We start from the raw sequence: 19,762 nt of genomic DNA on the forward strand, positions 1-19,762 counted from the left end.
GTTCCTCACTCCTTACTTTGCTTCATACCACAAACTGGACAGAATGTAGCCTCTGTTGCAATTTGTTCACCACATGAAGTACATGATTCATTTTCATCATTTTTTGATTGAAGGAGTAACTCATTTTCTTTCCCACACTGTCCACAAAACTTATCATTTACTGATAAGGGACCGCCACAGCTACATTGCCCTTTCTGTCCTTGATTCTGTAAATTAGCTATTTGCTTACGCGTATTATAAATAGCTACATCCAGCTCTTGTACTGGTTCTATAATATTTTTTAACACATCTACTCGAACTTCATCATTGCGGAGTTGCATATAGGCCATTTGACCAAGTTCCAGCAAAATTTCCGTTTTCGCCTGTAGTTTCTCTTGCGTAATTTTCTTTAATTGCGCAACCTCTTGAGCTACTTGTAATTTCATCTTCCCTTGCTCGATTCCCTCTTGCAATTTGTTCATACCGCTACCAAACTTCGATTGTAAATCTGACAAAACCTAATCCCTCCATAAATATATAGTAATATACAAAATTAACATTTTATATATTACCATGATTTTCAAGTAATGTAATCTAAATTTCATTTTTTCTGTTTTGAGCATTTTTTGTTTATAATGGTAAAGGAAAGAAATATGTGTACGGAGGAATATTATGCTGCAACACTCAATTACGAAAGATGAAATTATGATGATTGCGAATGAGTTCGTTCAAGGACTAGATCCACAGCAAACAGCTGATCAGGAACATGTCGCTACAGCTCGGCACCTATATCGTAGTGGTGTTGTCTACAACGTTGACTTTGATGGCTATACGCTATCAGGAACTGTAGATGCTGAAGGCAGCGTATATAGCGTCCATATCCCGATTCGTAACGTAGCTGAAAGCTATTGCGATTGCTTCGCACCAACGCAATGTGAGCATATGCTCGCTGTGTTACTATCGGCAGCATCTAGTTTCGGGCAAGTAGGAGATGTATTAACTTTATTCAAAAATAATACGAAACCTTCCCTTCCTCCTATTCGAACTGCAAGACAAGTATTGCAATCATCAGCTTTTGAAGAAACGGATTATAAAAGTTGGCAATCCTATTTTGATAACGAATATGAATCATTTAAAAAAGAACAAGCTCGGCTTACTTATAAACAAATGTATTTTCTTATGAGTATTTTTACGGACTTCTATACGAAACTCGAGCGGAAAGCCCCGCGTATCGTTGTAATACATGAATTGTTCAGGCTACATGCAGCGCTTTATTGCTTTCAAAAATTATTAGAAGAAATTCAGGACTTTGAAGCAAATAAAACGTATTCTTATCATCAGCCTGTTAACGTCGTTCGCCTATTTGTAGATAAAGTGGAATCCATCGTTCGGGACTTACAATCAGAATCGATTCCTTCAGAGTCTAAATCAATTCTGCAAGAAACAGCTCGTCTCGTTCACGAAGTATTTTTCTCCACCGATGCCTATACGCAAGAGAGGTTCTTTATTTATCGTCACATATGGAGTGAACTGTTACACAATAACGAGCAACTACAAGAAGAAGAAAAACGAATCGATACGAAAATGAATCCACTTTCCAAAGCATTAGCATCTTCTCATCTACTCTTTTTAAATGACGAAGATCGATTAGCGATGGACTTACTAAAGAAACAACCTGCTTCTGTTGTAAGTCTGTACTTCTATTGGTTAGAGGAATTATTAAATGCAATGAAATGGGATCGTGCGAAAAACTGGCTTTCCTTTACGTATAAACAAGTGAAGAAAACGATACATGAGCACGAAAATACAATTTTCATAAAAGATATCGTTCGCTTATTCGTCATCATGTATGAAACATATGCAACCCATACAAATGAACAAGCAGGACTCGAAATGATTTTGCAAGAGCTATTACCATATAGTTTCGCAAACTATGAACAATACGTACTGGCGAAAAAGCAGTATCGCACATGGGCAGAACTTCAGCTCTTACACGGTTTTGAAGCAATTGAACTTTTGAAAGAACCGCTGAAAGATATTGAGAAGGAAGCACCAGAAGCAGCCCTTCCTCTTTATCACCTTGCTGCTACCGAAGCTATTGAAGAGCGAAATCGCAAATCATATAGACGTGCAGTTCGTTACTTAAAGAAATTACGTACATTATATAAACGATTAAAGCGTACCGATGAATGGGATGCTTTCATTATTCACATCGCAAACTTACATTCACGTCTGCGTGCACTACAAGAGGAATTACGGAAAGGAAAATTAATCGATGATCAATCAAACTGAAGTAACAATTAGGCTCCAGCACGTTAGTCACGGTTGGTTCCTTTGGGGAGAAGATGATAGCGGTACTCCATTATCCGTAACAAGTTGGAAACGAAATGCATTTACATGGCACTCCACTTCCTTCTACGGCACGTTTCTAAAAGAAGCAAGCTTTGAAGGAAGACAAGGTGTTATGCTAACAAACGCACAAGCATTTGAATACATCGCGAATAAACCGATGAACTCCTTTGCCCGTATTCAAATGAACGGCCCTATTACAGCACTTACGGAAGATGCGAACGAATTGTGGGATGCCTTCACAAGCGGTAGCTTCGTACCTGATATGGAGCTTTGGCCTAAACAACCATCTTGGAAAGTTCAACATACTCCAATCGAAGATGAAACATTGGCATCTCTTTTCTCGGCTGCAGTAAATGAAAGCATATTACAAGATAACCGTTCAAATGACGGATGGGAAGATGCAAAGAGACTTTATGAACATTACGACTTTACGAAAAGACAATTAGACGCAGCACTACATGAAGAAGATTGGCTTCGAAAAATTGGTTACATTGAAGATGACCTTCCCTTTACAATCGGACTACGACTACAAGAGCCGCAAGAAGAATTTGAAATGTGGAAGCTTGAAACAATTGTTACACCAAAGCGCGGGGCACATCGCATATATGTATATGAAAGTATCGATTCTTTACCAAAACGATGGCACGATTATGAAGAACGTATTCTTGAAACACAAGAAAGCTTCAGTAAGCTCGTACCGTGGTTAAAAGAAGGGGATACATTCCGAAGTGAACTCTTTGAAACAGAAGCGTGGAACTTCTTAACAGAAGCAAGTAACGAATTACTCGCCGCAGGTATTACAATCTTATTACCATCGTGGTGGCAAAATTTAAAAGCGACAAAACCAAAATTACGTGTGCAACTGAAGCAAAATGCTACGCAAACGCAATCTTTCTTCGGCATGAATACACTCGTTAATTTTGACTGGCGCATTTCAACGAACGGCATTGATTTATCAGAAAGCGAATTTTTTGAACTCGTTGAACAAAACAAACGGTTATTCAATATAAATGGTCAATGGATGCGACTAGATCCAGCCTTTATTGAAGAAGTACGAAAGCTCATGAATCGTGCTGATAAGTATGGACTTGAAATGAAAGATGTCCTTCAGCAACATTTATCAAACACTGCTGAAACAGAAATTGTAGAAGAAGATAGTCCATTTAACGATATTGAAATTGAACTAGATGGATATTATGAAGAGCTATTCCAAAAACTATTGCACATTGGAGATATTCCGAAAGTAGATGTCCCTTCTTCACTAAACGCAACACTCCGTCCGTATCAACAACATGGCATTGAGTGGTTATTATATTTAAGAAAGCTTGGATTCGGTGCATTATTAGCTGACGACATGGGACTTGGAAAAAGTATTCAAACGATCACTTACTTACTATATATAAAAGAAAACAATCTCCAAACAGGTCCTGCCTTAATCGTGGCACCGACATCTGTTCTTGGAAATTGGCAAAAAGAATTTGAACGTTTCGCACCGAATTTACGTGTTCAGTTACATTATGGAAGTAACCGAGCTAAAGGGGAATCCTTTAAAGATTTCCTTCAATCAGCAGATGTTGTATTAACGTCTTATGCATTAGCTCAGCTTGATGAGGAAGAACTTAGTATGTTATGCTGGGATGCTGTTATTTTGGATGAAGCACAAAATATTAAAAACCCACACACGAAACAGTCTAAAGCAGTGCGAAACTTACAAGCAAATCACAAAATCGCATTAACTGGAACACCGATGGAAAACCGCCTTGCCGAGCTTTGGTCTATTTTCGACTTCATTAATCATGGATATCTTGGCAGCTTAGGACAATTCCAGCGCCGCTTCGTCTCACCGATTGAAAAGGACCGTGACGAAGGAAAAATCCAACAAGTTCAACGTTTTATCTCGCCGTTTTTACTGCGTCGTACGAAGAAAGATCAAACAGTCGCATTAAACTTACCAGATAAACAAGAACAGAAAGCTTACTGTCCACTAACTGGTGAACAAGCTTCCTTATATGAACAACTTGTTCAAGATACATTGCAAAATGTAGAAGGATTAAGCGGAATTGAACGACGTGGATTTATATTACTCATGCTGAACAAACTTAAACAAATTTGTAATCACCCAGCTCTTTATTTAAAAGAAACAGAACCGAAAGACATCATCGAACGTTCCATGAAAACGAGCACGCTCATGGAACTTATTGAAAATATAAAAGATCAAAATGAAAGTTGTTTAATCTTCACGCAATACATCGGTATGGGGAACATGCTAAAAGATGTGTTAGAAAAACATTTCGGTCAGCGCGTCCTCTTCTTAAACGGTAGTGTACCGAAGAAAGAACGTGACAAAATGATCGAACAGTTCCAAAACGGAACGTATGACATCTTCATTTTATCGTTAAAAGCAGGTGGTACAGGGTTAAACTTAACAGCTGCCAACCATGTCATTCACTACGATCGTTGGTGGAATCCAGCGGTAGAAAACCAAGCAACAGATCGTGCATATCGTATTGGTCAAAAGCGTTTCGTTCACGTTCATAAACTGATTACAACGGGGACACTTGAAGAGAAAATCGATGAAATGTTAGAAAGAAAACAGTCATTAAACAACGCCGTCATTACAAGCGATAGTTGGATGACAGAACTATCTACAGATGAGCTAAAAGAATTACTTGGTGTATAAACAAAAGGAGCTAATCTTTTCGAGATTAGCTCCTTTTTCTATTCCAAAACCAATTACTTATTATAATACCTGTTAATCCGCCGCACGTATCCAGTAATGAATCTTGCCACATCGGTGTACGATCGCCCGTAAACCATTGATGAATTTCATCAAATGTTGCATATCCCGCAACGAAAAGGAGAGCGTATATAAAACACCTTTTTCTCGAACAACCTGATCGATGAAAAGCGTAATACGTCAATGAACCGAGCATAAAGAACACCATAAAATGAGCACCTTTACGAAGGAAAAACTCAATAAATCCACCTACACCTTTATTTGCAATACTAACAGGTGTACCACCGCCGTAATCGATAGATACCCATGAAAAATGCTCTTTCACAAACTCCACATTTACATATTGTTCAATATCCGAACGCATATCCTGCTTTTTATACGGTTGTGCCGAGGAATAGAAAATCAGCCCCATCCATAGTAAAACAGGAATCCAAAATAACCATTTACGATTCATTCTTCCGAAACCCCTCTCTTATTCTTTTAAGAGTACCAAAAAAAAGAATAAATTTCACGCCAAAACATGACATTTGCATCCTATTTATATAGTGAAAGGGGGTGATAAACATGGCAGTCGAAACAATCGTAATGGATTTAACTTTACGTCTCGTCTTAAACAATGGATTAGATAAGAATGGAAAAACAGTTTTTAAGAACAAACAATTTAAGCGCGTAAAAGCAAACGCAAACTTAGAGAAAGTACAAACCGTAGCTCGTGCTCTAGCTTCTCTACAAGCATCACCCCTTCACGCTGTACAACTTGTTAGCACATCAGATCTTTCTAACCTTTAAGGTGGCAATGTAATCAGTGGGGATGTCCCCACTGATTACAAGATAAATAAAAAGGAGGAAACAACGTATGCAAGTACTAGAATTAATTTTCGCGAAAGAAGATGGAAAAACAGTTGTCTTTTCTATCGAGAAGCCGATCACACCTATTGATGCACAAGTCGTAAATCAAGTAATGGATACGATCCTTGCCTCATCTGTATTTTCATCAATTAATGAAAATACCCGAAAAAAAGGAGCTCGTCTCGTAGAAAGGACTGTATCTGAAGTTCCTATTACCTTATAGACAAAAAGACGAATCTGCATCATTTTGCAGATTCGTCTTTTTTCTTCGGCATTTCAATTGGAATAAAGATTTTTGAAAAACCGACGCATACATATTTATAATGTTCTCCGCCGATATCAAATTCCGTCTTATATGTTGAGAAGAATATATAATCATCTCGCTTCGTATAATGATCGATTAATAATCCAACTTGTGGCTCAACATATTTTTTCGCCAACTTCTTACCAGCCGATGCTAAATCGCCAAGGAGACCCTCTTCATTTTCCTTTTGAACTTCATCTAGCTTCTTACTTACATCATTACGTTTCATAAACTGCTTTGCTGCCCAATCTGTATATTCACCTTTACTCGGATTACTATTTGCTAAATATACTAGAAGAACAACAACTAGAGCCATAATAATATACCTTTTCTTCATACTATCTCACCGCCTACTCTTTTCTATTTTCATATATATGTACAAGCGATGCAAATTAGAAAGACTATCATCTATTGATTGTAAACGAATAACCAAAGTTTACAATACGAAACAGAATATTAACAATCAATTTACTTAATTAGTATATAATTATATCTAGAATTATCACTATTTATAAAGGGGGAGTCAAATTTATGAATGACGAAAATGCTATTATTATTTCTAATTCAACAATGATGTTAGAACCTTGCAAGCACCCTTCTTATTACACAAAAGTGATCGACAGTAGTGGGAACCATCTTTACTCCTGTCAAACCGCTCTCCAGCTCATAAAAAAATCTTGTTTAACCAATGTTCACTCTACTTATCAAGGCAGACGGAAAGCAGTTCAAACAAACTTTCATTTCAAACAAAATGTCCCGATTCCAATTAATCATCGAGAATATATTTGTGCTTTCCCAACAGAGTCTCCTTCTTCTCCAAACTGTATATGGCTGTTTTATAACCATATAGATGACATAGAGTTTTTCAAAAAAAGTAAAAAAGCTACCATTCATTTTTCAAATGGCACAACTACAACTATACATATCAGTCCCCATAAGTTAAAACAACAATTATTAAAAGCTGGATATGTATTATCACGTATGAACATGCAAGATTCACTAAAATTTAAAAACCTCTTATTACATTTACTACCTTAACAAAATAAGTAGAATGGAAAGCAATATCCCTTGCCTTCCATTCTTATGATACTATTTATCCTCTTAAGCTATTTCGCATTTTCTCAAGCGCTTGCCTATACACCCATCTCACTTGATAATAGGTCATCTCCGTCTCTAAAGCGATTTCCCCCATCGTCTTTCCTACAAAAAAACGTTCAAAAATAATATACTTCTCCTTCTCATCTAATACACTCATAAAATCCTTCACTTTCATTTCAATATTTTCAAAACGAAAGATATCCTCATACTCTCCTACACATACACACTTTTCTTGCACTGTGAATTCTTTTTTCAACCTCTCTAATATATAACCACGTACCGTTACAACTGCATATGCAGGAAAACTCCCTTTCTCCGCATCAAACTTTTCATACGCATGCCAAAGACCGATTAACCCACATTGATAATACTCTTCATAATCTTGATAAATCCCTAACTTCTTTATTTGATTCACAATCATACCTTCATACAACACAACTGCCTCTTTAAAAGTCGCTGGTTTCACACAGTACCCGTTTCTAAAAGGTATACCTTTCTCGTATTCCGCGGTACCTTCACAATATAAAAATAAAGAGGAGAATTCACTGTGAGTAATTTTAAATACTATCGCTGAAATTTAAAATTACACTAGGTTGTATTTGAAATTTCAACGGCGGTATTTGAAGTATGGGTACAAATAAAAAAGGTGACTCTTGGAAGAGCCACCTTTTCTAAAAGAACAAATTATGCATCAAATTTTGGAGCGAGACCACTTAAACTACTAAATCCAGCTGAAAGGATGAAGAAAATAACAATTAAAATGGTTGCTTGTTTTTTACTTAATCCAGCCGTAATATGTAACCCCAATCCCATTACAACTAATCCCCAAATATTAAAAACTTCGAATGATGAAGCAGCCCCATGAGCAACTGTACCTGGCTCGAATAAAGTTGCTAAACTTGTATAAGAAGTTTCAATATCTCCACCAAGAATCATTCTAATGATAAAGTTCACAATTGCACCTAAAATTGAAATCGTATATGTGTAGACATAAATAGATAATAATTTCATGTATGAAGTATCATTACTCATAAACATCATAATCACTTTATAAATAGCTGCCGCAATGAAGAACCAAATCGCAGTACCGAATAGACCACCAACAATACCTGCTCCTATGCCGAAGTAACCAACAACTTTAGCCGCTTCGGCATCAGGTACCTCACCCATTACACCAGGATGGTTTACTACTTGATACATGCCAATCCCTGCAATTACAGCTGTTAATATAATGAAAAGGAAAAATGCCCCCCAAACCGGACTTTTCGTCTTCATTCTCTCAAACTGCTCACCTGGAGAAGTAATCATCCCTAATAATGATGGCTTTTTCGAACCAACATCTTGCGTATTAATATTTGTTTCCATTATAACGCCTCCTTCTTTTATATAACCCGTTCTAACGGGCGGTTCACTTCCTCATATAGAGGCTACGAACCGCCCACTAGAACGGTAGTGTATAGTTCTACTACACTAGTAATTACTCATAACGTAATGCTTCAATTGGATCTAATTTCGCAGCTTTGTTTGCTGGAATTAATCCAAAGATAATACCAAGTGTCATAGAGAACAGTACGCCTCCAACGACAACTTCCCATGAAACGAGTGGTGGCCATTTTGCGAACGTGGAAACGATATATGCTCCGCCATATCCAAGACCAATTCCGATCAAACCACCTAGAAGTGTTAACATAACTGCTTCAATTAAAAACTGTAATAAAATTTTACTACGCGTTGCCCCAAGTGCTTTACGTATCCCAATTTCGCGCGTACGCTCCGTTACAGATACGAGCATAATGTTCATAACGCCAATACCACCAACGACTAATGAAATACCCGCGATACCACCGATAATCATCGTCATAATATTAGTTACCTTAGAAACATTTTCTTGGAATTCTTTTAAGTTTACCAGTTCATATTTACCTGGAATTTCACTTGGCTTACGACTATTTAATACATCAACAGCCTGTTTCCCAGCTGCTTCTAAATCGTCTACATTTTTAGCTTGAATTGCGATGTTTTGAATCTCATCTGTTCCGTATAAAACAGGCCATAACGTAAGAGGGATTAGCGCTTCTTCCATTTCAAATCCCATAAACTCATTATCAGATGTATACACACCAACAATTTGCATTGGCTGCCCCTTCATCTCAATAATTTGTCCAACTGGGTTTACGTCCTTAAATAACGTTTCTTCTGTTTTTGTGCTAATCATCACAACGTTATTTGCATGAGTAATATCTGATTCACTTAAAGTACGTCCCTTTACGACCTTTACTTTATTAACTGCAAAATATTCATTATCAAGACCAATAACATTCAGATTTGCCTTTTTATCATTTACATCAAGCACCTCTGAATTCCGGTTTGTCGTAATAACGTGTGAAACATCTTTCACTTGTTTTACTTCCAAAATATCCTCTTCCGTTAACTTTGGCATTTCAAATCCACCCATAGCAAACTCATCATTAATATCTGGTTGAAATTGAATTGGCATAAGATTATTACCACCAGAACCTGCGAATTTCGACTTCAGCATTGCTTCCCCGCCTTGCCCAATTGCAACGACAGTAATAATAGAACCAACGCCGATAATAATACCTAGCATCGTAAGGGCTGAACGCAGTTTATGAGCTAAAATAGAAGAGAGGGCAATTTTTATACTATCTAGTAAACTCATACCGCACACCTTCTATCTTCTGTAATTTTCCCATCTCGCAGTACAATGCGTCGGGAAGAATACGCTGCTACTTCCTCTTCATGCGTAACCATAACAATTGTTGTACCTTCCGCATTAAGCTTCGTGAAAATATCCATAACTTGCTCACCAGACTTCGTATCAAGTGCACCAGTCGGCTCATCGGCCATAATGAACGTTGGATTATTCGCGATCGCTCTTGCAATTGCGACACGCTGCTTCTGTCCACCTGACAATTCGTTCGGTAAATGATGCACGCGGTCCGCTAATCCAACTTTACCAAGCGCCTCTAAAGCACGCTGGCGACGTTCTGCTTTCTTTATGCCACCATATACGAGCGGAAGCTCAACATTTTCGACTGCTGAAAGACGCGGCAGCAAATTAAAGTGCTGAAACACAAAACCGATATATTCATTACGAATTAAAGCAAGCTTTGACTCGTCTGCTGTTAAGATATTCACATCATTGAGCATATATTCGCCTTCTGTTGGACGATCTAAACAGCCGATAATATTCATAAGCGTTGACTTACCAGAACCAGACGGTCCCATAATTGAAACGAACTCCCCGCCTTGAATTGTTAAACTAATACCATGCAAAATCGGCACTGCCAATTTTCCTTGATAATACGTTTTAGCAATATTATTTAACGTAATCATTTCTCTTTCACTTCCATTCCGTCATACACATCGTCGGAAGGATTTTTAACCACCTTTTGCCCCACTGTTACGCCTTCAGTAATCTCTGTCCAGTCTCCATCAGTAGAACCTTTTTTCACATTCTGTTTGCGAAGCTTCCCTTTATCCTCAACATAAACAAATGCATCATCGTCTTTTTCTACGATACTCTTAGTCGGAACAGCAACCATTTTCTTATTCTCTAAATTTACTTGCAGAGAAACGTGATAACCTGGAGATAAACCATCTTGACTATCAAGACTTGCTTTATATGTATATTGAGACATATTTTGAGTCGCTTCACCCATACCGCCAGCTTGCGCCATCTCTGCACTCGTTGGGAATTCACTTACTTCTGTAATCTTACCTGTCCACTTCTTCTTATTATTTGCTTTCGCAGTTACAGTAAATGTTTGATCCTTTTGAATTTGTGATTTTTGAAGCTCCGTTAACGTACCTTGAATTTGGAATGGATCTTTAGAAGCCACTTGTAAGAAGGCTTTCCCTTGACCACCTAACGCTTGAGATGAACTTTGCGCCGCATCCTTATCTAACTTTTGAACGACACCAGCAAAATTACTATAAATCGTAAGCTCTTTTTGCTTTTTACTTAATTCTTCTTTCTGCAACTTCCCTTTTTCTTTCTCAAGATCAGTTGTCTTTTGTGCTATCTCTAACTCACTTACTTGCTCTTCCATCGGATCTGTTACTTCTTTCCCAGCTCCGCTATCTTTCGCTTTCTTAATTTCTTTCTTCAGCGAATCAATTTTCTTCTTCCCTTGATCATAACGCATATCTGCCATCTTCTGATCAAGCTCAGCTTGCTTCATTTGAAGATTAATCTCTTCATTATCATAAGAGAATAACTTCGCACCTTTCTCTACCTCTTGTCCTTCTTTTACCTCAATATCTTTCACTTTTCCTTTGGCTGGATCCGCATAAAAACTTTCAATATTCCCAGGCTTCACCTGACCAGAAATTAACTTCGTATTATTCAGCTTTCGCTCTGTTACCTTCTCGAAACTTACAGCATCAGCCGATGTTGATGCCCCCTTCTTCTTCCCTTGCATTACAAAAATATTAATTGCTGCTACAATAACAATTAGTGCAATAACCCCGATAATAATCCATTTCTTCTTCTTGTTTGGAGTACGAACCGTATTTGGTACCATATTCTCTCTCCTTTTTATAACTTAATAGTTTAATATAAAATTGTATAAAACTTTCTGAAAATGAATTACATATTATTACATTCTTTTTACAAAGTTTTACACATCCATTTATATTGTAACAAAAATTCCAATGATTAGAAATATGACATTATGTCTTTTAAGATAGATTTAAGGAAAGATTATCTTAATATAAGAAAAGCTATCCAAAATAATAATTGGATAGCTTTTCAAACAAAATATTACGCTGCTTTAGGCGCTTTGCTTTCATGTCCACGTTGAACAATGAACAAGAAGATTGTTGATAAAATAGCACCTGTTAATAGTAAGATGAAGCAACCATCCCAGCCAGAACGATCAACAATAACACCAATTGCTGCGTTTGCTACAAGACTTCCGCCTACGTAACCGAACAGACCACACATACCAACTGTCGTACCTACTGCAAATTTCGGTACTAATTCCATCGCACTTAAACCAATTAAGAATTGTGGTACATAAATTAAACAACCGATAATAGAAACTGCAATACTTACAACAAGTATGCTAGTTGCTTGCCAATATACAAACGTACCAATAACAACTCCGACCATACTAATGATACATAATGGCATACGTTTTCCTTTAAATAATTTATCACTTAAAAGACCAACGATTAATGAACTTGGAATTGCCATACCTTCAAAGATTGCATACGCCGCATGTGCTTCATTTTTTGAGAAACCTTTAACTGTCGTTAAATAAAGTGGAACCCAGTTAATAACGCCGAAACGAATTAAATAAACGAATGCATTTGCAATACATAAGAACCATACAAATTTATTTTTCACTACATACTTCATTAAAATTTCTTTTGGTGACATCTTGTTAGCATGATCTGCTTTTTCAAGATTTTCATAGTCATTACGATACTCATCAATTGGAGGAAGACCTTCTGATTCCGGTGTATCCTTCGCATTAATCCAAACAAGAACTGCAATTACCATTGCGATAATCGCTGGGAAAATAAACACGCCGCCTTGCCAATGGTTTTCACCAAAAATACCTACACCAATTCCGACAAGTGGTGGCACAAGCATTCCACCAACGTTATGTGAAATATTCCAAAGACCTGTTTTCGTACCACGCTCTTTCTTCGAGAACCATTTCGTCATAACGATACTACAAGGAGGTGCACCCATACCTTGTACAATACCATTCACAACAAGTAATGTAACGATCATCCCAAATGAAGATGCAAAACCGAAGCAAATATTTACAAGCCCTGATAAGAATAAACCGACTGCGATAAAGCGTTGGGCGAAAGCTTTATCTGATAAATTCCCCATAAAGAACTTACTAAATCCATAAACAATTGCCATTACTGAACCTAGTAGACCAATTTGAGCTGTACTAAAACCATATTCTTGTACTAAATAAGTACTTGATAACGTAAAGTTACTACGAACTAAATAATAAGCAGCATATCCAACTGAAATTCCGATTAACACACGAATACGTAGTAATCGATATACACGGTCGATCATATCCGCAGGCAATCTTTCAATTGCAGGTGCTGGCTTGAGCCATTTAAACATATTCTTTCGTCTCCTTTTCTCACTTCTGAGAGAGACGTTGTCTGTTCCATATCTCGATTATTCCACTATTTGATATATGTTGGTTCGTTCTTCTAACCGGCTGTCCTTCTATTTCTTTCTCGTTCTTCGCAAACATCGTTGGCACGCCAAACGAAACCTTTTCTAAAATGTGACCAGCTTCTTCTGATAAACAATAATCAATAAATAAATCCGCAATAATACCATTCGGTGCACGCTTTAGTTTCGAAATCGCATTAACAGATAGCCCCGTTTGCTCAGGTACGATACTTACAACTGGAAAGCCTTGTTTTTGAAGCATTCTTTGATCTCCCATGAAATTGATGCCTATCATATATTCACCACTCGCAACAAGCTCTACTGGCATGTAACCATTTACCGTTACTTCACCAACTTGCCCTGCAAAGTTCTTAACATATTCTTTCGCTTTCTCTTCACCTACAGTATCAATAAGTGATTGAAAAAACGTATAAGCTGTTCCTGAAACATTTGGATCTGGCATAACAATCTTTTCCTTATATACTGGATTTAATAAATCTTGCCACCTTGATGGATAAGGAAGTCCGAGCGGGGCTAATTCTTCGTTCCACCGCTCTTTATTAATCGCAATTGCCAGCTTCTCTACTTCATAACCGTACCAATAGCCGTCTTTATCTTTAACAGTTTTTGAAATACGGTTCGCATGCTGGCTCGTAACAGGAATAGATAGGTTTTTTTGCTTCATCATTTGATGCGCGTCTACCGTACCGCCAATAATAATATCCGCTTTCGGATTTCCAGCTTCCTCTTCTACCCTCCGAAGAAGCTCTTCTGTCGAAAGACGAATAAATTCATACGTACAGCCGCGTGGTTTACAAAATGATGAAAGCAACGCTTCCCCAACTTCCTCGCGAGCCGCTACATATGCAACAAGATGACGATCATTCAAAATAGGAAGACCACTTTTATTATATTTAATAGAGGTTGTATCTCGAGAGCAACTAGACATCGCTCCTCCAATTACTAGCAAAAAGAAGAAAAAGGCTATCTTTCTCATGACACATTCTCCTTTACAAATACATTTGCGAGGGAGCTTTTCATATACATGACATTCCCATTATTATCACCGAGATATTGCACAACAAAATACGATGGATACACAGAAATAGTAAGAATGTCTTCACGCTCATTCTTTATACGCTTACCAGTTTTATAAGCGGTAATATAAGCGATCGGTTCATTCTGTGATTGTAATAACTTCTGAATTTCTCCGTAATCTGTAATTTGCTTTGCATACCGAATCGAATCAAGTATGTGCGTAACATTCACCGCACGTTCTACATCACCTTGGCGTACTATGACATCCTGTGCTGACGCAAAAAAATCATGAATACGTTCCGGTGTGTAATACAGGCTTAACAAATACGTTTGCAATGCTGAAATCATTGGATCCGTACCATTCTTTCCGTACATATCAGCCCCGTACTGGAACAAGTCACCTACTGCAAAAGTACGTTTCTGACCATTCAAGTACGTTACTTCTCCAGTAAATACTTGTTCTTGATTCTTAGCTTCACTCGGATTGATTTGAATTCGGTCAAAGAATGAAACAATCGTATGCAAACGAACTTCATCCGTTATAACAATTTCTCCCCACTTTTCATGCCTAACCTTCATTTCAGTAGGCAGGGATTCATTCACTCTTTGTAAAACAGCTTGTTTGTCATTCACAATTGTGATCCGATTATATATTTGCTTCTCCATCACATAAAACAAAATAAGAGAAACAATGATACAAAAGACAAACATAAGAATTTGAAATGATAGCCTTTTCATTTCTGCCTACCTCCAAGATAAAAAAACGTTGTTTCGAAAATACCGCATAATTGTTTCATAAATGTATCATTTAACCGCTTTCAAGTTTTTTATGTCTTCCATCCGTCTCGGAAGTAAGAATGTAATAAATATGGTAGTACCAACCTCTTCACTACTCTCAATCCGCATACTTCCGCCCTGCTTATTCATAATCTCCTGACAAATATACAAACCATACCCATTCCCGTAACTAGAAGAAAGTACCTTCCCTTCTGGCGATTCATTCCACTCTGCCAGCACCCCTTCATCGATACCAATGCCATCATCATGAACAAACACCTTCGCCTCACGCTCATTTACAATGACATTCATACGAATTTGCGTAGCATCGCTATATTTTATCGCATTATCAAGCACATTTAAGAAAATCTGTTTCGTCTTATCGAAATCGGCAACAACATATACATCTGTTAACTCATTGATAACTTCAATCTCAAACTTCTGCAGACGAGGTTTCACGATTGAAACTGCTTCTTCGGCTAACTCCTTTATATTCACAACTGTAGGTGATATTTCAAACGTACTCGTCCCGTACTTTGAAGACTTAAGTAATTCCTCTACAAGTGATAATAAACGCTCACTTTCTACAGCTACATAACGCAAGCTCTCCTGTACATCTTCCTTCGCCTTTAACTTCGGAATTAAATCCACATAGCCAATAATCGCCGTTAGCGGTGTTTTTAGCTCATGCGTAATACGGTCTAAGAAATCTTTCTGCTTCTCTTTCTCTTCCTTCAATTGCTTAATATGTAGTTCAATCCCATCAGCCATCGCATTAAAAGACGCTGAAAGCTGCGCAATTTCCACATATTCATTTAACTCAATCTTACTTTTATAATCACCATTCGCAAGCCGGTGCGCCATTTGTCTTAACTGATCAATCGGCTTATGAAGAGACTTTGCCAAACGAATTGCAAAGAAAATACCTGCAGCTACGAGACAAAGAGACGTCATTAAAAACGTCCAACCAACATTTGTTAAAACTTCCTTCTCACCCGTTAACTCATTTATAAAACGAACACTACCAATGACATCGTTTCCATAATAAACCGGGCTTGAAAACAAAAGAATTGGAGCTGGGTCTCCCTCTTCAAACACATACGATTTCTTTCCCTTCAAGGAACTCTCAATATCAATATTCCGATGAAGAAGCGCTCCCTTTTGCGTATCCGCCACAACATCTCCATTCTTCCCAATCATCTGTACACGGACATCCATGCGCTTCGCTAAATACGAAGCAATTAAAAGTGAATTCGAACCGAGCGTCTCTACCTCTGCTTCCTTCTCTAAATAATTCATCGTATAAATTTGTGCTTCTACACTTAACTTTTCCAAAGAATTTGCTGCGTTATGATACATATTCTTTTCTAACGTAATATAAACAACTGCGTACAAAAGAACGAATATCGGGATTAACAGTCCAACGATTCCAAACACCATATTTCTTTTTAAAGACATACCATCACCACTTAACAATCCAGTTTATAGCCAACGCCATAAATCGTCTTAATATATTCCCCGCTCTTCCCTAGCTTCTTCCGCAATCTTTGCACCATAATATCAACCGCTCTCGTATTTCCGATATACTCAAATCCCCATACTTTCTCAAGTAACTCATCTCTCATAAATACACGCTGCGGATTGGAAACAAACAACTGACATAAATTAAACTCTCGGTACGTTAACTGAATCTCTTGTCCACTCACATGCACTTTTCTTTCCTTAGGACAAATCGTTATCTCTCCCGCCCCAATTACTTCATGGCTTACCGTTACCTCTTTCTTCTTCACGCGGCGCGTCATATTCTTAACCCGAAGAATAAGCTCCGCATAATTAAATGGTTTCGTCACATAATCATCTGCACCAAGCTGCAAGCCAAGTAATTTATCATTCATCTGACTCTTCGCAGTTAACATGAGTACTGGAATATCCCTATCCTTCTCACGAAACAGACGAAGTAATTCATACCCATCTGTATCTGGAAGCATAACATCTAAAATCAATACATCCGGCCCTTCATTCCATTTCTCTAAAGCTTCTCTTCCGTCAGCCGCCGTCAACACTTCATACCCTTCCATCTCAAGCTGCATCCGAATCAAATTACGAATACTCGACTCATCATCCACTACAAGTATTTTCATCATTCTCCTCCTTCCATCCTGTATTATAGTACAGTTTAGTATAGCAAAAATCATACAAAAAAAGAGGGGGTATTGTCGAACATATATTGAACGACAATACCCCCTCTTTCACTTATTATATCTATTTGTCATACCCATTAGGTTTCTTCTGATGCCAATTCCAAGCATGCTCAATGATTGTCTTCACATTTACATACTGAGGATCCCATCCTAACTTCTCTTTCGCTTTCTGAGAAGAAGCAACTAAACGCGCTGGATCCCCCGCACGACGCGGTGCTACCTCAGCAGGAATTTCATGATTTGTAACCTCACGAACTGCATCAACGATTTCTTTTACGCTGAAACCATTACCATTTCCTAAGTTATAGAAATCACTCTCTCCGCCGTTCTGCAAGTCTTTAAGACCTAAGAAGTGAGCTGCTACTAAATCTTCAACATGAATATAATCACGGATACAAGTACCGTCTGGTGTATTATAGTCATCACCAAACATCATAATCTTCTCACGTTGACCTAACGCCACTTGCAATACAAGAGGAATTAAATGCGTCTCTGGACGATGATCTTCTCCAATAATACCATTTGGAGTTGCACCAGCCACATTAAAGTACCTGAAAATCTTATAACGTAAATTAGAAGCTTGGCTATACCAATGAAGCATCTTCTCGATTGCTAACTTCGTCTCTCCATACGTATTCGTTGGATTTGTCATCGTTTCCTCAGTAATAAGGTCTACATCTACCTCACCATACGTCGCCGCAGTAGAAGAGAAAATAAACTTATTTACCTTAAACTCATCCATTACCTCTAATAAACAAAGTGCACCATACACGTTATTATTATAATATTGAAGAGGCTTCTCCATACTAACTCCAACTAAAGAATCAGCTGCGAAATGCATAACCGCCTCAATATTTTCTTGTGTAAACACATCTCTTAAAAATGCTTTATCACGAAGGTCGCCATTATAAAACTTCGCACCTTCCGTAATTGCATCCTCATGACCCGTTTGTAAGTTATCTACTACTACTACAGATAAACCTTCGTCTACTAATTTTTTCACAGCGTGAGAACCGATGTAGCCGGCTCCGCCGCAGATTAGGATTGAACTCATTGTATACCCACTTTCCACATAGCTAAATTTTCAGGCTTAGAACTATTTAATTTATAATATATTATACCATAGACATCTATCCCAATTACCTATAGTGTGTACACTAAAACCTTAATGCTATTTTGTGATATAACCATTTTTATTATTTGATTGCCATCTCCAAGAATCTGCACACATTTCTTCTAATCCATGTTTTGCTTCCCATCCTAATTCACGTTTTGCTTTTGATGCATCTGCAAAACATACCGCCACATCACCAGGACGACGCTCCGTAATTTTATAAGGAACTTTCTTGCCTGAAACCTTTTCAAATGCTTCAACCATCTCAAGCACACTATAACCTGTGCCTGTACCAAGGTTATAAGCATCTACTCCCGTTGTATTCATTACTTTTGCAAGTGCCTTTACATGACCATTTGCTAAGTCTACAACATGGATGTAATCACGGACTCCCGTGCCATCTTTCGTTGGATAGTCATTTCCAAATACACTTAATTCCTTTAGCTTACCTACTGCCACTTGTGTGACATATGGCATTAAGTTATTTGGAATTCCATTTGGATCTTCTCCAATTCTTCCACTCTCATGTGCACCAAATGGATTGAAATAACGAAGTAATGCGATACTCCATTCTCTATCTGCAAATGCTACATCACGCATAATTTGCTCAATCATTAATTTCGTTTGACCATATGGATTTGTTGCACTTAATGGAAACTCCTCTGTAATCGGTGACGTTTCCGGGATACCATATACAGTTGCGGATGAACTAAAAATCATCTTCTTTACATTATGTTTCTGCATTACTTCACATAGCACTAAAGTGCTCGTAATGTTGTTATGATAATATGTTAATGGAATTGCTACTGATTCCCCTACAGCTTTAAATCCTGCAAAGTGAATAACTGCTTCGATTGCATTTTCTTCAAAAATCGCGTCAAGTGCTTCTTGATTTAAAACATCTTCTTTATAAAACTTAAATTGTTTTCCTGTTAACTCTTTCACTCGATTGATAGACTCTATTGAGCTATTTGACAAATTATCTACTACAATAATTTCATAATCATTATTCAATAATTCTACGCATGTATGACTACCAATATATCCTGCTCCACCTGTTACAAGTATTACCATAAATATACCTCCAGTTTTATTAAATATTAAGAAAAAAGAAAATCATTTATCTTTTATAAAA

Annotated in this window: 20 protein-coding genes; 5 read left to right on the forward strand and 15 right to left on the reverse strand. The window is 37.6% G+C overall.

Going from position 1 to position 19,762, the window contains the following annotated elements; genetic code table 11:
- Window positions 1–5: 5 nt before the first annotated feature.
- Window positions 6–494 carry a zinc ribbon domain-containing protein gene (locus NST14_RS26640; RefSeq protein ID WP_001281743.1) on the reverse strand — a complete coding sequence of 163 codons (489 nt, stop codon included), beginning with the start codon at window positions 492–494 and terminating at the stop codon, window positions 6–8.
- Window positions 495–651: 157 nt separating this feature from the next.
- Here NST14_RS26640 and NST14_RS26645 point away from each other — a divergent pair, with 157 nt between their 5' ends.
- Window positions 652–2,271, forward strand: a complete 1,620-nt coding sequence (locus tag NST14_RS26645) for an SWIM zinc finger family protein (RefSeq protein WP_000939167.1) — start codon at window positions 652–654, stop codon at window positions 2,269–2,271.
- Window positions 2,255–5,011, forward strand: a complete 2,757-nt coding sequence (locus NST14_RS26650) for a DEAD/DEAH box helicase (protein WP_229143161.1) — start codon at window positions 2,255–2,257, stop codon at window positions 5,009–5,011. The genes NST14_RS26645 and NST14_RS26650 overlap by 17 nt, the downstream gene beginning before the upstream one ends.
- Before the next feature lie 25 nt (window positions 5,012–5,036).
- Here the strand turns inward: NST14_RS26650 and NST14_RS26655 are convergent, their stop codons facing one another.
- Window positions 5,037–5,522 (reverse strand): VanZ family protein, encoded by a 486-nt coding sequence (locus NST14_RS26655; RefSeq protein WP_001080713.1) that lies wholly within the window; start codon window positions 5,520–5,522, stop codon window positions 5,037–5,039.
- A 110-nt stretch (window positions 5,523–5,632) separates the two neighbouring features.
- Here NST14_RS26655 and NST14_RS26660 point away from each other — a divergent pair, with 110 nt between their 5' ends.
- Window positions 5,633–5,857 carry a DUF1659 domain-containing protein gene (locus NST14_RS26660; RefSeq protein WP_000257699.1) on the forward strand — a complete coding sequence of 75 codons (225 nt, stop codon included), beginning with the start codon at window positions 5,633–5,635 and terminating at the stop codon, window positions 5,855–5,857.
- A gap of 67 nt (window positions 5,858–5,924) precedes the next feature.
- Complete coding sequence (locus NST14_RS26665; protein WP_001197597.1) at window positions 5,925–6,140, forward strand: DUF2922 domain-containing protein; 216 nt, start codon at window positions 5,925–5,927, stop codon at window positions 6,138–6,140.
- 19 nt (window positions 6,141–6,159) lie between these two features.
- On the opposite strand, the gene NST14_RS26670 is transcribed toward NST14_RS26665, so the two are convergent.
- Window positions 6,160–6,558: a DUF4359 domain-containing protein gene (locus NST14_RS26670; protein WP_000747726.1), complete on the reverse strand. Its 399-nt coding sequence runs from the start codon at window positions 6,556–6,558 to the stop codon at window positions 6,160–6,162.
- 194 nt (window positions 6,559–6,752) lie between these two features.
- Here NST14_RS26670 and NST14_RS26675 point away from each other — a divergent pair, with 194 nt between their 5' ends.
- Entirely contained in the window at window positions 6,753–7,259 is a 507-nt protein-coding gene (locus NST14_RS26675) for a competence protein ComK (RefSeq protein ID WP_000997431.1), read from the forward strand.
- 55 nt (window positions 7,260–7,314) lie between these two features.
- Here the strand turns inward: NST14_RS26675 and NST14_RS26680 are convergent, their stop codons facing one another.
- From NST14_RS26680 to galE (NST14_RS26735), 12 genes are all read right to left on the reverse strand, one after another.
- Window positions 7,315–7,785 (reverse strand): sigma-70 family RNA polymerase sigma factor, encoded by a 471-nt coding sequence (locus tag NST14_RS26680; RefSeq protein WP_000801290.1) that lies wholly within the window; start codon window positions 7,783–7,785, stop codon window positions 7,315–7,317.
- A gap of 218 nt (window positions 7,786–8,003) precedes the next feature.
- Window positions 8,004–8,684, reverse strand: a complete 681-nt coding sequence (locus NST14_RS26685) for a Yip1 family protein (RefSeq protein ID WP_229143162.1) — start codon at window positions 8,682–8,684, stop codon at window positions 8,004–8,006.
- A 112-nt stretch (window positions 8,685–8,796) separates the two neighbouring features.
- The gene (locus NST14_RS26690; protein WP_000054372.1) at window positions 8,797–9,999 is read right to left on the reverse strand and encodes an ABC transporter permease; all 1,203 of its coding nucleotides are present in this window, start codon (window positions 9,997–9,999) and stop codon (window positions 8,797–8,799) included.
- Complete coding sequence (locus NST14_RS26695; protein ID WP_000631616.1) at window positions 9,996–10,676, reverse strand: ABC transporter ATP-binding protein; 681 nt, start codon at window positions 10,674–10,676, stop codon at window positions 9,996–9,998. The genes NST14_RS26690 and NST14_RS26695 overlap by 4 nt, the downstream gene beginning before the upstream one ends.
- A complete protein-coding gene (locus NST14_RS26700; RefSeq protein WP_000249028.1) occupies window positions 10,673–11,866 on the reverse strand; it encodes an efflux RND transporter periplasmic adaptor subunit in 1,194 nt (397 codons plus the stop codon). The genes NST14_RS26695 and NST14_RS26700 overlap by 4 nt, the downstream gene beginning before the upstream one ends.
- Before the next feature lie 239 nt (window positions 11,867–12,105).
- Window positions 12,106–13,440 carry an MFS transporter gene (locus NST14_RS26705; protein WP_000477605.1) on the reverse strand — a complete coding sequence of 445 codons (1,335 nt, stop codon included), beginning with the start codon at window positions 13,438–13,440 and terminating at the stop codon, window positions 12,106–12,108.
- Between the two features lie 19 nt (window positions 13,441–13,459).
- Window positions 13,460–14,494, reverse strand: a complete 1,035-nt coding sequence (locus tag NST14_RS26710) for an ABC transporter substrate-binding protein (RefSeq protein ID WP_193635236.1) — start codon at window positions 14,492–14,494, stop codon at window positions 13,460–13,462.
- Window positions 14,491–15,273, reverse strand: coding sequence for a DUF3919 family protein (locus NST14_RS26715; RefSeq protein ID WP_000826595.1), 783 nt, complete (start codon window positions 15,271–15,273; stop codon window positions 14,491–14,493). Before NST14_RS26715 ends, NST14_RS26710 begins: the two co-directional genes overlap by 4 nt.
- Before the next feature lie 66 nt (window positions 15,274–15,339).
- Window positions 15,340–16,770 carry a HAMP domain-containing sensor histidine kinase gene (locus NST14_RS26720; protein ID WP_000054061.1) on the reverse strand — a complete coding sequence of 477 codons (1,431 nt, stop codon included), beginning with the start codon at window positions 16,768–16,770 and terminating at the stop codon, window positions 15,340–15,342.
- An 11-nt stretch (window positions 16,771–16,781) separates the two neighbouring features.
- Window positions 16,782–17,453, reverse strand: a complete 672-nt coding sequence (locus tag NST14_RS26725; RefSeq protein ID WP_229143163.1) for a response regulator transcription factor — start codon at window positions 17,451–17,453, stop codon at window positions 16,782–16,784.
- A 121-nt stretch (window positions 17,454–17,574) separates the two neighbouring features.
- Complete coding sequence (gene galE / locus NST14_RS26730; protein WP_229143164.1) at window positions 17,575–18,567, reverse strand: UDP-glucose 4-epimerase GalE; 993 nt, start codon at window positions 18,565–18,567, stop codon at window positions 17,575–17,577.
- Window positions 18,568–18,684: 117 nt separating this feature from the next.
- A complete protein-coding gene (gene galE / locus NST14_RS26735) occupies window positions 18,685–19,701 on the reverse strand; it encodes a UDP-glucose 4-epimerase GalE (protein WP_229143165.1) in 1,017 nt (338 codons plus the stop codon).
- Window positions 19,702–19,762: the final 61 nt, after the last annotated feature.

It is taken from the genome of Bacillus sp. FSL W8-0519 (assembly GCF_038005585.1).
Lineage (GTDB): Bacteria > Bacillota > Bacilli > Bacillales > Bacillaceae_G > Bacillus_A > Bacillus_A paranthracis.

What these genes read in the sequence shown, in the direction of transcription:
- NST14_RS26655 (WP_001080713.1), bottom strand. Translation starts at nt 5,522, where the DNA reads ATGAATCGTAAATGGTTATTTTGGATTCCTGTTTTACTATGGATGGGG.
- NST14_RS26670 (WP_000747726.1), bottom strand. Translation starts at nt 6,558, where the DNA reads ATGAAGAAAAGGTATATTATTATGGCTCTAGTTGTTGTTCTTCTAGTA.
- NST14_RS26690 (WP_000054372.1), bottom strand. Translation starts at nt 9,999, where the DNA reads ATGAGTTTACTAGATAGTATAAAAATTGCCCTCTCTTCTATTTTAGCT.
- NST14_RS26710 (WP_193635236.1), bottom strand. Translation starts at nt 14,494, where the DNA reads ATGAGAAAGATAGCCTTTTTCTTCTTTTTGCTAGTAATTGGAGGAGCG.
- NST14_RS26705 (WP_000477605.1), bottom strand. Translation starts at nt 13,440, where the DNA reads ATGTTTAAATGGCTCAAGCCAGCACCTGCAATTGAAAGATTGCCTGCG.
- NST14_RS26715 (WP_000826595.1), bottom strand. Translation starts at nt 15,273, where the DNA reads ATGAAAAGGCTATCATTTCAAATTCTTATGTTTGTCTTTTGTATCATT.
- NST14_RS26645 (WP_000939167.1), top strand. Translation starts at nt 652, where the DNA reads ATGCTGCAACACTCAATTACGAAAGATGAAATTATGATGATTGCGAAT.
- NST14_RS26725 (WP_229143163.1), bottom strand. Translation starts at nt 17,453, where the DNA reads ATGAAAATACTTGTAGTGGATGATGAGTCGAGTATTCGTAATTTGATT.
- galE (WP_229143164.1), bottom strand. Translation starts at nt 18,567, where the DNA reads ATGAGTTCAATCCTAATCTGCGGCGGAGCCGGCTACATCGGTTCTCAC.
- NST14_RS26660 (WP_000257699.1), top strand. Translation starts at nt 5,633, where the DNA reads ATGGCAGTCGAAACAATCGTAATGGATTTAACTTTACGTCTCGTCTTA.
- NST14_RS26700 (WP_000249028.1), bottom strand. Translation starts at nt 11,866, where the DNA reads ATGGTACCAAATACGGTTCGTACTCCAAACAAGAAGAAGAAATGGATT.
- NST14_RS26665 (WP_001197597.1), top strand. Translation starts at nt 5,925, where the DNA reads ATGCAAGTACTAGAATTAATTTTCGCGAAAGAAGATGGAAAAACAGTT.
- NST14_RS26720 (WP_000054061.1), bottom strand. Translation starts at nt 16,770, where the DNA reads ATGTCTTTAAAAAGAAATATGGTGTTTGGAATCGTTGGACTGTTAATC.
- galE (WP_229143165.1), bottom strand. Translation starts at nt 19,701, where the DNA reads ATGGTAATACTTGTAACAGGTGGAGCAGGATATATTGGTAGTCATACA.
- NST14_RS26695 (WP_000631616.1), bottom strand. Translation starts at nt 10,676, where the DNA reads ATGATTACGTTAAATAATATTGCTAAAACGTATTATCAAGGAAAATTG.
- NST14_RS26685 (WP_229143162.1), bottom strand. Translation starts at nt 8,684, where the DNA reads ATGGAAACAAATATTAATACGCAAGATGTTGGTTCGAAAAAGCCATCA.
- NST14_RS26650 (WP_229143161.1), top strand. Translation starts at nt 2,255, where the DNA reads ATGATCAATCAAACTGAAGTAACAATTAGGCTCCAGCACGTTAGTCAC.
- NST14_RS26675 (WP_000997431.1), top strand. Translation starts at nt 6,753, where the DNA reads ATGAATGACGAAAATGCTATTATTATTTCTAATTCAACAATGATGTTA.